The organism is Deltaproteobacteria bacterium (assembly GCA_013151235.1).
In the GTDB taxonomy this organism is placed as follows: domain Bacteria; phylum CG2-30-53-67; class CG2-30-53-67; order CG2-30-53-67; family CG2-30-53-67; genus JAADIO01.
Map to the genome: position 1 here is coordinate 1 of JAADIO010000042.1, position 15,744 is coordinate 15,744.

The window sequence follows — 15,744 nt, forward strand, 5'->3', positions numbered from 1 at the left end:
GAACGGTCCATTAAACTTTCCGAACCACATGCCCGGAAGCTCGCCGAACCACACAAACGGAATATCAATAACTTACACCGTTCGTCCTGAGTGGGCCTGTGCTGAGTTTATCGAAGCATCGAAGGGCCTGTCCTGAGCCGGCCGAAGGGTCGAAAGGCTTCGTGATTTTTTACGACTTCATCAAGTATTTGCCTGAATCGTGATTCTTGGAGCGGATCCAGCGGGAAACGGGCCGCTCGGTTTCTACTCTTCCTGGAGCATCGTCCGGATCTTCTCCGCCAGTGCTTCCGGTGTTAAAGGCTTCAGGATCAGGTCCGTTTCGTGATTGTCTTTGTCGAGGGGAGGTTGTGCCGAGGAGTAGCCGGTCATGAAGAGGACCTTGATCCCGGGCTGTTTGTGTTGGACTGCTTCTGCCAGTTCCTTTCCGCCCATGCCGGGCATGACCATGTCCGTGAGAAGGAGATCAATTTCCCCAATTTCTTCAATGTGCAGGAGCGCTTCTCTTCCGCTGTCGGCGGTCACAATCCGGTATCCCAGCGGGGCGAGGGTAGCTTTCGTGAATTCCCGGATGATCTTCTCATCGTCAACGACCAGGATCGTGCCCGCCCCTTTACGGGCCGTTTCATTTTCTTCCACCTCGTCGGCCGGTGATTCAATCTGCGTCCGGTAGGGGAAGAAATAAAGGGAAAAACGTGTTCCTTTTCCGACTTCACTTTCTACAACAATATGCCCCTTGTGTTGTTTGACGATCCCATAGACCGTGGAGAGGCCGAGGCCGGTTCCCTGACCGACGCTTTTTGTGGTAAAGAAAGGTTCGAAGATCCTTTCCTGGACTTCCGGAGTCATCCCTTCCCCGGTATCTTCTACCGTAACACGAACATAATTACCCGCTTTGATCTCTCCCATGGCACGGGCCTCATGGGGGCTGACCTCCGTATAAGTCGTACGAATTTTGATCCATCCTCCTTTCGGCATGGCGTCCCGGGCGTTCACCGTCAGGTTCATTAGAATCTGTTCCATCTGGGTGGGGTCGGCCAGGATCGGAGGAAGATCCGGATCAAGCGCCAGTTCGATATGAACATGTTCTCCGAGCAGTCGTTTCAGCATTTTCGAGAGGTCCCGGAAGAGCTCATTGAGCTGAATCTGCTGCATCTCCAGGACCTGTTTCCTGCTGAAGGCGAGGAGCTGGTTGGTCAGGCTTGCCGCCCGTTCTCCCGTCTCCTTGATGATCTCCAGGTACTTTCGGACCGGGTGTTCTTCCGGCATATCCCGCAGGGCCAGGGTGGAAAAGCCGATCATGCCGGTGAGCATGTTATTGAAGTCATGGGCAACACCGCCGGCCAACTGTCCGATCGATTCGAGTTTCTGTGCCTGCCGGAGCTGTTCTTCCAGTTTAACCTGATCGATCTGCATCTGTTTCAGACTGGTGATTTCCGTGGAGATTGCACAGATCGTAGAGTGGTCATCTTCCCTGGAGGGCAGAAGAAACCGGACGGTGAGAAAAACATGTTCATTTTCTCCGACGAAAAACTGCTCTTCATGGTGTACTGGATTACCTGATCGGAGGACCTCCCGGTCGTGTTCGGTCAGCTCGTCGGCAACTTCCCGTGAACAAAAATCGTAACAGCTCTTCCCGAGGATCTCACCGGTGGTTTTTCCGAAGAGGGTTTCGAACTGCCGGTTGGCCATGATGTAGGTACCGTCGTGTTGTTTGAGGGTTACAATGGCGGGGGAGTTATCCATAATTGCCTGCATCTGTGCCTGGCTTTTTCGCAGGTGGTCCGTTGTGCGGGAAAGAGTTCCGAAGACATCCTGGAAGGTCCGTGCCAGCCTTCCGATTTCGTCGTTCCGGTCCTGGTAGGGAATGACCGTCCTGTTCTCTCTGGATCCGGTCTGGGCCGTAAGAGCGCTGCTCAGCCGGTCGATCGGATCCGTCGCGACGCGATGGATCAGCAGGAGGGTGAGCCCCATGAAGATCAGGGTCAGGATCGTGACAACCGTAATGATTTCGGTTATGTCCTGACGAATCAGGGCGTCGACGGTCTTGTAGGAGAACTGCAGATCGAGACGGCCGAGTCTGTTCCCTTCGTTTCCCAACAGAGGATAGGAGATCGTTTCAACGTTTGCGTGCGGGTCGTTTATGTTTATAGGGTAATGGACGATCCGCCTTCCTTCTTTTCCGTAGATCGTGATTCCCTGAATGTCGGGATCATCTTTTGTCCGCGTCATTTTCCGGCTGACCCGGTAGAGCCCGGTAAAGTCGTTTGTTTCCAGCGCGTTCGCGATGGCCTCGGCGAGGATTTCACCCTTTTCTTTTTGTTCATGGTGGAAAGCGGCATGGAAGATGATCTTCGCGTTACGGGAGTCGAAGTAAATGAGCAGGGAGGCAAAGATCAGAAAGGTCAGGGTAATCGTTCCGAGGAGCAGGGTTTTCAGTGATGGATCGAGCCAATGGTTCTTTTTCATGGTCCTGTCCCGCCTGCGTTTGTACCGTGGTGGGAGGATCGTTCTCCGGTCAACTCTTTTTCTCCTTTGCAGAGAAAGATAATCCGTACTTTTCCGCTTTGCGGGGAATTCTTCAAGAGATCCGCTGTCACATAACCGATGGCTGTCCTCTGGCTGGTCCAGTCTTGAACGATGCCGGAACAATACCGCATTTGCCATTTTCCGACCGAGAAGGCTCCATCGGGTTGGATCCCGATGAGTGAATCGTCCGGAACGACTTCCGCACCGAGCGATCGGTGAATACTAACATTCAGGATTGGGTAATGTCGTTGATTATATAAGGAGAGCGGGCTGAGAAATTTCCCGGCGGTGATGTTGAGCTTTGGGGTATAGAGGTATCTGACCCAGACTGCCAGGACTTGGTTTTTGGTGTCGTCCATGGATTTTGCAGGATCGTACTTCCGATCCCGGAAGCAAAGCTCAGGAGTATCCTTCCGGTCCAGCTCGCTGTAAAGCCGCGTCTTTTGTTGGAGCGCATTCAGTACAAGACCCAAGTGGTGTGTGCGGGCGCTGAACTTGTTTTCCTTTGAGTTATCATGCGTTGCCCGGGAATCGACATAGGCATTCAGCCGGATATTATCCCCCGAGATTGCTGATGCGGGGAACGGGATGAAAAACAGAATCAACCCGATAAAAAATGATAAAATCAAGCGAACTTTCATTGTCTCTCCTTGAATTGTGACGAAATCTTCCTCCATGGTGAACCTTTTGCATGAAAATATCGGTGATTGAATGAAAGGTCATTTTTTCTACATATTAGTGAAGAATTACGAAGGATGTCAAGGCATTTCGTGACTGAGCGGGTTGCTTCTGCTTGCCCGAAGGACAAGGCGTGATAAGTTCGAGGTCGGAGAAGAATTTATAGCACATCGAAGGAATTGATTATCGTTGTTATGCAGCCATCTGGGCAACGTAAAAAGATCGGAATCGCGGGAGTTTGCTTGTCATCTCCGGAATTTGTTGTATGATAGTTACCTATCCATGGTGCATCTTATACAAAACATCCCGAAAGGATTCCTGAGAAGCGGAAAGGCGGGAAGAGCCCATGATTTCAACAATCTTCTTACGGTAATCATGGGAAATGTCTCTTTGGCGAAAGTGAGTCGTCCTTCCGAAGCGAGTCCTGCCGAACGTCTCGCCGATGCCGTTGATTCCTGCCTGAAGGCCAAGGATCTGACGTCACGTCTGTTGACCTTTTCCCGGAGTGGAAAGCCCGCCCGGCAGCGGCTTGGCTATGAGCTGACGACCGTTGGGGACGAAACGGAAGCCCTGGACCGTTATCGGAAAGCGGCCGATCGGAAACGTCCTTTTGCGGCGGTCATTCTTGATCTGACTATTCCGGGCGGCAAGGGGGCGCAATGGACCCTGCCGTCAAGGCGGTCCTCGCCAGCGGTTACGTCAATGAACTCTTCCTGGAAGACTATCAAAATGAAGGGTTCTGCGGTCTCCTCACCAAACCCTATCAGGTTACTGAATTGAAGGAGCTGCTGGACCGGCTTCTCTCCCGGGACCCTGAGGGATTACGGGGAGCCGGGATCTGATCACGAAAGGCGGAATCCGTCAGTACGGATGAAAGGAGGAAAGAATGAAACGAATCTTGACCGTGGTCCTGCTTCTGCTGTTGACTTGTTCCGTTCCGGGATGGGGATCGGATAACCTGATGAAAAGGGCGCAAACCCTCTTCAAACCAATCCCGACCACCGTTCCGGTTTTGAAGAAAAATCCTATTACGCCGGAGAAGGTGAAGTTAGGCAGGATTCTCTATTTTGATCCCCGTCTCTCATCAAGTGCCCTGATCAGTTGCAACACCTGCCACAATCTCGGTATGGGCGGGATCGACTTTCAGGAGACCTCGGTCGGGCATGGTTGGCGGAAGGGGCCGAGAAATGCCCCGACGGTATTCAATGCTGTTTTTAATATCGCCCAGTTCTGGGACGGCCGGGCGCCGGACCTGAAAGAACAGGCCAAGGGGCCGGTGCAGGCATCGGTCGAGATGAACAGCACGCCTGAACGGGTGATCTCCGTTCTGAAAAGCATGCCGGAATACGTGGATCTCTTTCAGCAGGCCTTTCCCGGGAAGCCCGGCCCCGTGACCTTTGATAACATGGCCCGGGCCATTGAGACCTTTGAGGCGACCCTGCTGACCCCGGACTCCCCTTTTGACCAGTACCTGAAGGGTAATTCCCATGCCCTGGATATCGGGGAGAAAGAGGGATTGCAACTCTTCATCGACCGGGGGTGCAGCGGCTGCCACAACGGGATGAATATCGGCGGTTCCGCCTATTTTCCCTTCGGCGTGGTGGAAAAGCCTGATGCAGACCTCATGGCCGGCGACGAAGGTCGTCTCAAGGTGACCGGTATCAAGTCCGATGCCCATGTCTTCAAGGTTCCCTCCCTCCGAAATGTTGTCCTGACGCCGCCTTACTTCCATTCCGGAAAGGTCTGGAGTCTGAAGGACGCGGTCAGGATTATGGCAACGGCCCAGCTCGGCCTTTCCCTGACCGATGAGGAGGTGGGAAAAATCGTCCGGTTCCTCAAGGCCACCACCGGGGCCCAACCCCGGGTGGAGTATCCTGTCCTGCCTGCGGTGACGGACAAAACACCCAGGCCGAAGATCGATTGATCCGTTTTTGTCCCGGGGGATTTCAGGCTTCCGCTTTTCATGATATTCTCCTGTTTTGACATGAAAGCGGCTTGACAACGGGGGGCGGCTCCTGTTAATTTTCCACAGAATTTTATCGGGAGAATTTTATGTCTGAGGAGCAAAATCCGTATCTTTCAGGCCGCCCCATTGCACCGGACGGGATCGACGGATCGGAAACCGTTGCCGATCTCGTAGACCGAACCTTTCTGGCCTACAATGCAGGACGTCTCCGGGAGGCCTGCCGTCTTTTGAACGAAAAGATCCTGGCCGATGATGTCACGGTCGGTTTGAGCCTTTCCGGGGCGCTGACGCCGGCCGGGCTGGGGCGCTCCTGCATCATCCCCTGGATCGAGATGGGCTTTGTCGACTGGATCGTCTCTACCGGAGCGAACCTGTATCACGATACCCACTTCGGGATCGGTCTCGATCTGCACCGGGGAACGCCTTTCGTTGATGATACACGTCTCCGGGAAAAGGAGGTCGTCCGGATTTACGACATCCTCTTCTCTTTCGACGTACTCCTGCGGACGGACAAGTTTTTCTACGAAATCCTCTCCCTTCCTGAATTCCAGAAGGAGATGGGCACGGCGGAACTTCACTACCTGATCGGGAAATATGTCTCCGAGCGGGAGCGGGCACTCGGTCTCGGCACGGTGAGTCTTCTTTCGGCGGCCTATCAGCAGGGGGTCCCCGTTTTCACCTCCTCGCCGGGGGACTCCTCCATCGGGATGAACATCGCCGCCCTCAACATGAAGGGGATCGGTCCGAGGATCGATTCCTCCCTGGATGTGAACGAGACGACGGCCATCATCTATCATGCCAAGAAGACCGGCCTCAAAAATGGGCTGGTGATGATGGGGGGCGGATCCCCGAAGAACTTCGTGTTGCAGACGGAGCCGCAGATTCAGGAGATCTTCGGGCTTCAGGAATCCGGTCACGACTACTTCCTGCAGGTGACCGATGCGCGTCCCGATACGGGGGGGCTCTCCGGCGCCACCCCTTCCGAGGCGGTCTCCTGGGGCAAGGTTGATCCCGACCGGCTTCCCGATTCGGTCGTAGCCTATCTCGATACGACCGTTGCCCTTCCGATTCTGACCGCCTATGTCCATGCCCGTCATGAAAAGAGGTCCTTCCGGCGTCTCTATGACCGGCGGGAGGAGATGCTTGCCTACCTCAAAAAGGATCTGCCGGAGAAGTTCCAGTCCCAGCTGTATTGAGGTCTCCGGGGAAACGGGAAAGAGGCAAAGTCAAAGGAGAAAAGTAATGACCATGGTGGAAGCACACCCTTCCGGCGGGTGAGCCGGAAGGATGTGCGGTTTTCGGAGAGGGATCAGTCCGCCATGGCCTTCCGGTCTGCAATCAGGGTCTTGAGTACGTTCGGATCGGCCAGGGTGGAGGTATCGCCCAACTGGTCGATTTCGAGGCTTGCGATCTTCCTGAGGATGCGCCGCATGATTTTTCCGCTTCTTGTCTTCGGAAGGGCCGGGGCCCAGTGAATCACATCGGGTGTGGCGATGGGGCCGATCTCCTTCCGGACCAGTTGCACCAATTCCTTCTTCAATTCTTCCGTCGGTTTCTCACCGTCATTCAGCGTCACATAGGCATAGATCCCCTGTCCCTTGATGTCATGGGGAAAGCCGACGACGGCCGCTTCAGCGACAACCCGGTGGAGTACCAGGGCCGATTCAACCTCGGCAGTGCCGATCCGATGACCGGAGACGTTGATGACATCGTCCACCCGTCCGGTGATCCAGTAGTCGCCATCGGCATCTCTTCGGGCACCGTCACCGGTCAGATAGTAGCCGGGATAGGCGGCAAAATAGGTGTCAAAGAAACGCTGCTGATCCCCGAAAACCCCCCGCATCATTCCGGGCCAGGGCTGTTTGATTGCGAGCAGACCGCTTGCTTCCCCTTCTAATTCGTTCCCTTCCTGATCGAGAATCACAGGTGCGACGCCGAAGAAGGGACGGTTCGCCGATCCCGGTTTCAGCTCCATTGCGCCGGGGAGGGGGGTGATGAGAATCCCTCCGGTTTCGGTCTGCCACCAGGTGTCGACGATGGGGCATCTCCCTTTGCCGACCTTGTCGTGGTACCAGAGCCATGCCTCCGGATTGATCGGTTCTCCGACCGTACCGAGCAGCCTGAGACTGGTCAGCTTGTTGTTCTCAAGATGTTTTTCTCCCTGCCGGATAATGGCCCGGATGGCCGTTGGAGCGGTATAGAAGATCGAGACCCGGTAACGGTCGACGACATCCCAGAATCGGCTCCAGGTTGGATAGTTCGGCACACTTTCAAAGACGATGGAGGTTGCCCCGTTGGCGAGCGGACCGTAGACGATATAACTGTGCCCTGTGATCCAGCCGATATCGGCGGTACACCAGTAGATGTCTTCTTCCCTCAGGTCGAAGATTATTTCATGGCTGTAACTGGTATAGACGAGATAGCCGCCGGTGGTATGCATGACCCCTTTCGGCTTGCCCGTGGATCCGGAGGTGTAGAGAATGAAGAGCGGATCTTCGGCGTCCATCTCTTCCGGCGGGCAATCGTCGGAGATGTCCTGTGCAGCGATTTCCTCTTCCCACCAGAGGTCCCGGCCTTCCTTCATCTCGGCGGAATGTTTTCCGGAGCGGTTGACGACGATGCAGGTGCGGATCCCGTCGCACCGGGCCATGGCGGTGTCGGTATTTTTCTTCAGCGGGATCACCTTGGTGCCGCGATATCCTACATCGGAGGTGATCATCATGACGGCGCCGCAATCGATGACACGGTCCCGGATGGCGTCGGGGCTGAAGCCTCCGAAGATCACGCTGTGGATCGCACCGATTCGGGCGCAGGCGAGCATTGCCACGGCCAGTTCCGGAATCATCGGAAGGTAGATCGTGACGCGGTCCCCCTTGCGGATGCCCCGTTTTTTCAGGACGTTGGCGAAGCGGCAGACCTCGCGGTGCAGTTCGGTATAGGTGATTTTACGGGTCTGTGACGGATCGTCTCCTTCCCAGATCAGGGCGACCTTGTCTTTCCGGGGCCCCTTGAGGTGACGATCAAGGCAGTTGTAACTGACGTTGAGTTTGCCGCCGGTAAAAAAACCTATTTTTGCATTTACGAAATCGGAGTCGGTGACCTTGTCCCATTTTCGGAACCAGTCGAGACGTTCCGCTACCTTTCCCCAGAAACCGTCGGGATTCCGGATCGATTCTTCATACATCATTTCGTATTGTTGAGCATTGACGTGAGCTTTTGAGGCAAAGGCCTCGGGTACCGGGAATCTGTTTCTCGCAGCGGTGACATCACTCATAGCGGCTCTCTCCTTTCTCCTTTTCTTCGCTCTCCTTTGCGGAGAGGGAAAAAGATAAAAGCATTCCGGGGGTCCGGATTTCAACGATGGATCGATTGGGAAAGCAGGGAAACAGTCATGCTCCCTTTATCCATTATAGCGATTTTTGCGGTGGGATAAAGAAGTTTTTTCCGGAGGTTTTCAGGGTGTGGATCCTTCCTGAAAAACACTGCCCTGCCCAGGATAGAGAGCGTCCGAGGCTTTTCGGATCACAGCCTTCAAATCATTCATCTTGATTGGTTTGTTGATATACTCAAATGCGCCGGCGCCCATAGCGTCCAGATAGGTTTGGACATCGCCGAAAGCCGTAATCAGAATCAACTGGGTATGGGGTGAGATCTTCCTCGCTTCCCGGATCAGTTCAATGCCGCTCATTCCCGGCATTCGAAAATCACTGATGACCAGGTCAAAAGGGCACTCCTGCAGAAGGATCAACCCGGCGGTTGCGTTTTCGGCTACTTTCACATGGTAATCCTCTCGGTCCAGTACTTTCTTGATGAGACGTCCCATCTCCTCATCGTCATCGACGATCAGAATGGTCAAACGACCTTTTTCCCTTGCTTTCTGCGGCTTCATCCGTTGTCACGTCCTGCATTGGATGTTCCAAATAAAGATGTTCCCGGTCTTCCGCTGTAACTGTTTTTAAATGCAAGTATTGTGCCGAAAGGGATGTGCCGGTTGAGAGCTCTAACCGGTTGTTTTGGCTGACTTCATCCCTGTGTATGGGGAAATGCTTGCCGGACGGGTCCTGCGAGATGAGACATTTTGAGACGGTTCTCCCGAGTTGATCTGAAATCTTTTAAGATTCAAGAGGTTAACCAAGGGTAGGAAACGTTGGGGCTGGGGTGAAATGGGACTGAAGAGAAGCGGTATTGTAGATATTGCGGGTCTAGGCCGAAGAAGATTTTCCCCTGTCCGGTTTGGCGGAAAGTTTTCGGGACGGCTGCCGGACCCTGTTCTTCTGCAGGGGCGGTCCTAACGGTGCAGGAAGAGATCGGGGTCTTTGTACGGATGGCACCGGCTGCAGGTCTTTCGTGCCGCTGTTTTCGTCAGCTTCCACAGGTGGGGTTTGTGGCATATCGTACATTGGATGCCGACCTGCTTGATATGAAGGAAATGTCCCCCGACCTTCCGGATCTTTCGGTGGCATTTCAGGCAGTCGGACATCCCCGGCCTGACTTTTTCATGAGGCTTGTGGCAGATATAACACCGGAACATCATCGGCGCATTCTTCGGAAACACAACGCCGAGGCTGGAGGCTTTCCTGACCATTCCCGGATCCGGCGTGAAGTATCTGGTGTCTACCGTCGGAGCCAGCCGGGCGATTCGGGCCCGGATCTCGGCATTGCCGTGACAGGTCAGGCATTTCCCGCGATCCGGCCGGATGTTCTCCGTTTTGTCGGTGTGGCAGGCAAGACAAGCCAGCCCGGCCATGCCGAGCCCGTGGACCTTCTTCCCGGTATGACATTTCAGACAGAATCGTCCGCTGGGGAGAAATTGATGGAGACCGGTCTTCTCCTTCGAGTCCTTGATGTAGCCGTGGCACTTTGAGCATTCAATCTTTTCAATGAAAACATGTTTGGCGTGCAGCTCTGATTTTGCAATATCCTCCGCGTTTTCGTATCCTTTCTTCTTGTCCCAGTGACATTTAAAGCACATCTTCCAGGGGACGACGACCTTGCCGTGACGGTCACCGACGGCTTTCGGTCTGTTGATCAGTGCCATCAGAAGCATCCGGTTTCGTTCGGCCCGGGTGGCATAATGGCATTCATGACAGTTCACGTTTTTGTGTACGCTGCCGGCCCAGGCGTTATAGGCCTGCTGCATGAGGTGGCAGCTGACACAGAATCTGGGGTTGTTTTCCGTAAAGTCGTGTACGTGGTAGACAACGGCCCCCCCGCCGAAGAGAATGACAAGGATCAGAACGGTGATGATGAGGCGTGCGCTTCCAGTCTCCCAGGCCCGTACGAGTTTCATCATGGAACCTCCTTCGCAGATAAACAATGCAGGATGGTCCCTTGTTTGATCGATGTAAGATATATCATTTTGTATTATATGACCGTCCGGAGAATCGTCAAGCCCGTCCCGGTCTTTTTTTTGTCCGGAGCTGTCTTGATGTATCCGGAGGGGCCGCAGTCTATTCACAAATACGGTAGTCTGTCTCTGTACGCGCAAACGGGCTTTCTTGGAGCGTTACCGTATTTTTGAACAGGACCGCTCAGAAAAGAATCCTTTCGACTGATCCAACGGGGTGTTTCTTCGCGCTAATCTTCTTGACGTGATATAAGAGAATGGATTACCTTGCAAGCATTTGGATACTCTTTCTATGGAAGGAAGGAGCGGCAGATGTTGCAGAAAAGGAATTTTCCCATCCCCGAGTGGCCGGAGGAGGAACGTCCCCGGGAAAGACTTTCCCGGTTCGGCCCGGCATCCCTTTCCGATGCCCAATTGATTGCCATTCTCCTCCGAACGGGGGACAGCCGCCGAAGCGCCGTCGGAGTGGCCATGGACCTCTTGACCCGATTCCGGGATCTGAGGGAGTTGGGGCGGGCCGGTGTGAACGAGATTCGCCGGGTGCCCGGGATCGGAATGGCCAAGGCGGCACAGGTTGTGGCCGCGCTGGAACTCGGAAGGAGAATCCAGGCCTTCCCCCTGAAAGAGGGGGACCCGATTCGGGGGAGCCGGGATGTGTACGAGTCATGCCATCCCTACATGCGTGACCTTCGAAAGGAGGTCTTCCGTGTTCTGCTTTTGAATGGGAAGAACCGGGTGATCCGCACCGTGACTGTTTCGGAAGGGGGGCTGACCTCCTGTCCGGTGCATCCCCGCGAAGTCTTTGAGCCGGCGATCCGAGAATCTTCGGCTGCCGTACTTCTGGTACACAATCACCCCAGCGGGGATCCTTCTCCCAGCCGGGAAGATATTGAAATCAGCCGTCGACTGTCGGAGGCGGGTGAAATGATCGGGATCCCCGTCCTTGATCATGTCGTGATGGGGGATGGGAAATACTTCAGTTTTGTTGATCAGGGGCTGATGGAGTCCGGGCGAAGCGGGAAAGGAGAGCGGTGTTGACGGGTGGCGCGGAGAACCCGGTGGAGAAGTTCCGGGCGGATTATCTTGCATCCCTTCGGGAGAAGATCATTCGAGCAGATCTCTCTCTTTCAAAGATGAAGGACCGGCAGGCCTTTGTTTTGTTCATGAAGGAGGCCCATCGGAAGGGGCGGGAAGAGATCCGGAAACTCCATCTGGACGGTGCCGGAGGGGCCGAGGTGGTATACCGGATTACGGCATGGACCGACGCTGTTCTGATTCTTCTTTTTGACTTTGCCCACACCCTGACCGACCGGAAATCGGGAGAGGTTTCCTGTGCTCTGCTGGCGATCGGCGGCTACGGGCGGGGAGAGTTGAATCCCTATTCCGATCTTGATGTCATGTTTCTGACCCGCGGTGGAATTGATCCGGTAAGCCGGAATCTGTCGGAGAACAGTCTCTATCTCATGTGGGACTTGAACCTCGATATCGGTCACGGGATCCGGAGTATTTCCGACTGCGTCTCCCTGGCCGCCTCCGACATCAAGGCCAAGACTTCCCTGATGGAGTCCCGTTTTCTTGCCGGCGACCGTAACTGTTTTGAAGATTTTCTTTCCGCCTCATGCACCCGGATCCTTCCCCGTAATGCGGCGGCCTATCTGCGGACGAAGATCGGCGATGTTCATGATCGGCACAAGAAGTTCGGCGGTTCCCTTTATATGAAAGAGCCCCATGTCAAGGAAGGGGTTGGGGGGCTGCGGGATATTCACACTGCCTTCTGGGTTGCCAAGGTCAAGTATGGAGTGAATTCACTGGAAGAGTTGCAGGAACGAGGAGTGGTCTCCGGAAAAGAAGAGGAGATTCTCCGTCATGCCAAGGAATTTCTCTGGAAGGTGCGGAACCACCTGCACTATGTGAGCGGTCGTCGTAACGATCTGCTTTCGATGGAGATGCAAGAGGAGGTTGCCACCTTTCTCAAATACCGCGACTTTAAACATACATTGGCCGTGGAACGGTGCATGCGGGGCTACTATCTGCACACCCGGAATATCCATTACCTGACCTCTCTATTGGTGAACCGCTGCGCGGCCTCGCTGCAGCGGAAATGGTTCGGTGGTTTTTCCTGGAAGAGGAAGAAGGTCGGTTCGGGGTTTGCAATCGTCGGCCGGCAACTCTGTGTTCCGGAGGGACGGGAGAACTTCTTCCGGGAAGATCCGGCCCGGATCATGGAGATTTTTGCCCTGTCGCAGCGCTACCGGGTCTCTCTTGCCGATGCCACCCGCGAGAAGATCCTTTCCTCCCTGGGACTGGTGAACCATGAATTCCGGAATTCCGACCGAGTGACGACACTCTTTCTGCAGATCCTCGGTCATGGAGAGAAGATTGTTGCAACCCTCCGGCGGATGCATGAGCTGCGTTTTTTAGGCAAGTACCTCCCCGAGTTCGGTGCCCTGACGGCCCTGGTGCAGCATGAAATTTACCATGCCTATACGGTGGATGAGCACACCCTGATGGCCCTCGATTATCTGGAACGATTGCGCGGCAGTCCCTATCCGGACGAACGGTTCTATGCCTCCCTCTTCAGCGAAGTGGGAAACCCGGCGCTCCTCTTTCTCTCGCTTCTGCTGCATGATATCGGCAAGGCCATGGGCGCGGGGCATGTTCACCGCGGGGGGAAGGCGGTCCCCGCAATCATGCATCGTATGGGGCTCTCCCGGGAGGATGCGCGGACCGTGGAATTCCTTGTTCGCAATCACCTGGTGATGGCCCACCTCTCACAGCGGAGAGATCTCCACGACCTCAAGTTGATTGCCCAGTTGGCCCGTGTTGTGGGCAACAGGGAACGCCTTTGCATGCTGACCCTGATGACCTATTGCGACAGCCGGGGGGTGGGGCCGGACCTCTGGAATCCCTGGAAAGATTCGCTTCTCCGGGAGCTTTTTTCCCGTACCCGGGATTTCCTCCAGTCCGATGCCGGACAGTCTATGATGGAGATTTCGGCCGTTTCTCTGAAAAAGATCCGGGAGCGGATCCTCAAAGAGGGTAAGGATCTCTATGGCGAAGAAGAAACCGAACGAATTCTCAACAGCTTTTCTCCGGCCTATCTCCTTTCCACGCCGCAGCGGTTGGTCATGAAACATCTCTCCATGATCCGGACCGTTGAAAAAGAGGGGCTGGTGGTCGATTGGGAACATGTTCCGGAAAAGGGATTTACGGAATTGAATATCTGTACCTATGATTCCGACACTCCCGGTCTTTTTTCCCGGATAGCAGGGATACTGGCCTCGAAAGGGATCAATATCTTAGGTGCTCGCATCGGGACCACCCGTTGGGGGGTAGTGATCGATTGTGTTCACATTGCCCCGCCTCAGGAATCGATGCGGGAAGATCCGAACTATCGTCAGGAGATCCGGGATGCCGTTCGGGCTGTGGTGCAAAAGACCCGGCGGGTTGAAGAGATGCTGGTGGAACATTATCCGCCTTCCTATCTGAGGAAAAAAACAAAGCGGAGAATTCCGCCCCGGGTCCGGTTCGACAATGAAGTCTCTGAAGAGTATACGGTCATCGATGTCTATGCGGAAGACCGGATCGGGCTTCTTTATCGGATGACGGCTGCATTGGCTGATGTCGGGGTTCACATCCATTCCGCCAAGGTTACGACTGAAATGGACCGGGCCATCGATGCTTTTTATGTGACCGACATTTTTGGAGACCGGATCACCGATGAGGAGAAGCTTGCCGGGATTCGGGAACATCTTCTGGACTCCCTGGCGCAGGGCCGGGAAACGCATTCCGCAGAAGCGTAGCGGGGGATTCCGGTCTTGACCCGGATGCGGTTTTCGTGTAGATTTTTGATTTATAAGAGAAAGATGGTTGAGACGTCCCGTGGAAGTGGACGTTCAAATCTCCGCAGTCGTGTAGAAGGGACAACGGGTGGTCCAGGGTCGAGTCTCCTTGCAAAAAAGTGATGTACTTGCCGTCATTATGGCCGGCGGGAAGGGGAGCCGCCTCTTCCCGTTGACCGTAGACCGGGCCAAGCCGGCCGTTCCTTTCGGCGGGAAATACAGGATAATCGATTTTACACTCAGTAATTGTATCAACTCCGGGATCAAAAGGGCCTTCGTTCTGACCCAATACAAGTCTTATTCCCTGGAACGGCATATCCGGCTTGGCTGGGGATTTCTCAGCAATGAGCTGCACGAATTCATCGTTCCGATCCCGCCGCAGCAGCGTGTCGATGCGACCTGGTACAAGGGGACGGCTGATGCCATTTATCAGAACTTCTATTCCATCAAACAGGAAAATCCGAAGTATCTTCTGGTTCTGTCCGGGGACCACGTCTACAAAATGGATTACGCCGATCTGCTGCGTGAACACATCGCAAAAAAAGCCGATGCCACCGTGGCGGCCCTGGAGATCGACAAGTATGAGGCCCGGGAATTCGGGGTCCTCCAGGTGGATGCTGATCATCGGATCATCGGGTTCCAGGAGAAACCGGCAGATCCGATCCCCCTTCCGACGGATCCCGATGTTTGTCTCATTTCTCTCGGGGTTTATGTTTTCAGTCTTCCTCCGTTGATGAAGGAGCTGGAGGAGGATGCCGGCAGGAAAGATTCTTCTCATGATTTCGGAAAGAATATCATTCCCAAGATGACACGTGAGCGGAATGTCTATGCCTACCCCTTCCGGAATAAAAAGAAAAACCGACCCGGATACTGGAGAGACGTAGGGACGCTTGATGCTTACTGGGAAGCGAACATGGACCTTGTTTCCGTCAGCCCCGTCTTCAATCTTTATGATTCGGACTGGCCGATCCGGACCTTCCCCGGGGTGGAACCGCCGGCCAAGTTCGTTTTCGCCCAGGAGTATTCCGGCGGACGGATGGGGGTTGCGCTCGATTCCATCGTTTGTGGCGGTTCCATCATCAGCGGCGGAAAGGTCCGGAATTCAGTCATCGGCGCCAATGTGCGGGTGAACAGTTTCTGTAATATCAGTCAGTCCGTTTTGATGGACAATGTGGAATTAGGACGGCATTCGCAGATCAAAAAGGCGATCATCGAAAAAGGAGTGAAGGTTCCTCCCAATTCGATCATCGGTTTTCATCCGGAAGAGGATGCCAAACATTATCATGTTACGGAATCGGGGATTGCCGTCATCACGCAGTCGGATCATATTGTTTAAGGGGGTTGTGATGGATGAGGGGGAGGGGAAATTGTATCGGGAGTGGAGA

General features: G+C 54.5%; 11 protein-coding genes. 6 read left to right on the forward strand and 5 right to left on the reverse strand.

Features of this window, described 5'->3' with window-relative positions:
- Window positions 1-243 precede the first annotated feature (243 nt).
- Both GXP58_08255 and GXP58_08260 read right to left on the reverse strand, forming a co-directional pair.
- Window positions 244-2,466 (reverse strand): response regulator, encoded by a 2,223-nt coding sequence (locus tag GXP58_08255; GenBank protein NOY53597.1) that lies wholly within the window; start codon window positions 2,464-2,466, stop codon window positions 244-246.
- Window positions 2,463-3,167 (reverse strand): hypothetical protein, encoded by a 705-nt coding sequence (locus GXP58_08260; GenBank protein NOY53598.1) that lies wholly within the window; start codon window positions 3,165-3,167, stop codon window positions 2,463-2,465. The genes GXP58_08255 and GXP58_08260 overlap by 4 nt, the downstream gene beginning before the upstream one ends.
- 696 nt (window positions 3,168-3,863) lie before the next feature.
- On the opposite strand from GXP58_08260, the gene GXP58_08265 reads away from it, so the two are divergent.
- From GXP58_08265 to GXP58_08275, 3 genes are all read left to right on the forward strand, one after another.
- Window positions 3,864-4,046, forward strand: a complete 183-nt coding sequence (locus GXP58_08265) for a hypothetical protein (GenBank protein NOY53599.1) — start codon at window positions 3,864-3,866, stop codon at window positions 4,044-4,046.
- A gap of 44 nt (window positions 4,047-4,090) precedes the next feature.
- Complete coding sequence (locus GXP58_08270; protein ID NOY53600.1) at window positions 4,091-5,128, forward strand: cytochrome-c peroxidase; 1,038 nt, start codon at window positions 4,091-4,093, stop codon at window positions 5,126-5,128.
- Window positions 5,129-5,256: 128 nt separating this feature from the next.
- Window positions 5,257-6,366, forward strand: a complete 1,110-nt coding sequence (locus tag GXP58_08275) for a deoxyhypusine synthase (protein ID NOY53601.1) — start codon at window positions 5,257-5,259, stop codon at window positions 6,364-6,366.
- A gap of 113 nt (window positions 6,367-6,479) precedes the next feature.
- Here GXP58_08275 and acs read toward each other — a convergent pair whose 3' ends face one another.
- The 3 genes from acs to GXP58_08290 form a co-directional block, all read right to left on the reverse strand.
- Window positions 6,480-8,444, reverse strand: coding sequence for an acetate--CoA ligase (acs, locus tag GXP58_08280; GenBank protein ID NOY53602.1), 1,965 nt, complete (start codon window positions 8,442-8,444; stop codon window positions 6,480-6,482).
- Between the two features lie 180 nt (window positions 8,445-8,624).
- Window positions 8,625-9,059 carry a response regulator gene (locus GXP58_08285; protein NOY53603.1) on the reverse strand — a complete coding sequence of 145 codons (435 nt, stop codon included), beginning with the start codon at window positions 9,057-9,059 and terminating at the stop codon, window positions 8,625-8,627.
- Window positions 9,060-9,458: 399 nt separating this feature from the next.
- A complete protein-coding gene (locus tag GXP58_08290; protein NOY53604.1) occupies window positions 9,459-10,463 on the reverse strand; it encodes a hypothetical protein in 1,005 nt (334 codons plus the stop codon).
- Window positions 10,464-10,829: 366 nt separating this feature from the next.
- On the opposite strand from GXP58_08290, the gene GXP58_08295 reads away from it, so the two are divergent.
- From GXP58_08295 to glgC, 3 genes are all read left to right on the forward strand, one after another.
- A complete protein-coding gene (locus GXP58_08295; protein ID NOY53605.1) occupies window positions 10,830-11,555 on the forward strand; it encodes a JAB domain-containing protein in 726 nt (241 codons plus the stop codon).
- Entirely contained in the window at window positions 11,552-14,320 is a 2,769-nt protein-coding gene (glnD, locus tag GXP58_08300; GenBank protein ID NOY53606.1) for a [protein-PII] uridylyltransferase, read from the forward strand. Before GXP58_08295 ends, glnD begins: the two co-directional genes overlap by 4 nt.
- Window positions 14,321-14,498: 178 nt before the next feature.
- Window positions 14,499-15,695, forward strand: coding sequence for a glucose-1-phosphate adenylyltransferase (gene glgC / locus GXP58_08305; GenBank protein ID NOY53607.1), 1,197 nt, complete (start codon window positions 14,499-14,501; stop codon window positions 15,693-15,695).
- The last annotated feature ends 49 nt before the right edge of the window (window positions 15,696-15,744 follow it).

Bases quoted from the DNA above. Each gene is read 5' to 3' on its own strand.
- GXP58_08255 (NOY53597.1), bottom strand. From the start codon at position 2,466: ATGAAAAAGAACCATTGGCTCGATCCATCACTGAAAACCCTGCTCCTC.
- GXP58_08260 (NOY53598.1), bottom strand. From the start codon at position 3,167: ATGAAAGTTCGCTTGATTTTATCATTTTTTATCGGGTTGATTCTGTTT.
- GXP58_08265 (NOY53599.1), top strand. From the start codon at position 3,864: ATGGACCCTGCCGTCAAGGCGGTCCTCGCCAGCGGTTACGTCAATGAA.
- GXP58_08270 (NOY53600.1), top strand. From the start codon at position 4,091: ATGAAACGAATCTTGACCGTGGTCCTGCTTCTGCTGTTGACTTGTTCC.
- GXP58_08275 (NOY53601.1), top strand. From the start codon at position 5,257: ATGTCTGAGGAGCAAAATCCGTATCTTTCAGGCCGCCCCATTGCACCG.
- acs (NOY53602.1), bottom strand. From the start codon at position 8,444: ATGAGTGATGTCACCGCTGCGAGAAACAGATTCCCGGTACCCGAGGCC.
- GXP58_08285 (NOY53603.1), bottom strand. From the start codon at position 9,059: ATGAAGCCGCAGAAAGCAAGGGAAAAAGGTCGTTTGACCATTCTGATC.
- GXP58_08290 (NOY53604.1), bottom strand. From the start codon at position 10,463: ATGATGAAACTCGTACGGGCCTGGGAGACTGGAAGCGCACGCCTCATC.
- GXP58_08295 (NOY53605.1), top strand. From the start codon at position 10,830: ATGTTGCAGAAAAGGAATTTTCCCATCCCCGAGTGGCCGGAGGAGGAA.
- glgC (NOY53607.1), top strand. From the start codon at position 14,499: ATGGCCGGCGGGAAGGGGAGCCGCCTCTTCCCGTTGACCGTAGACCGG.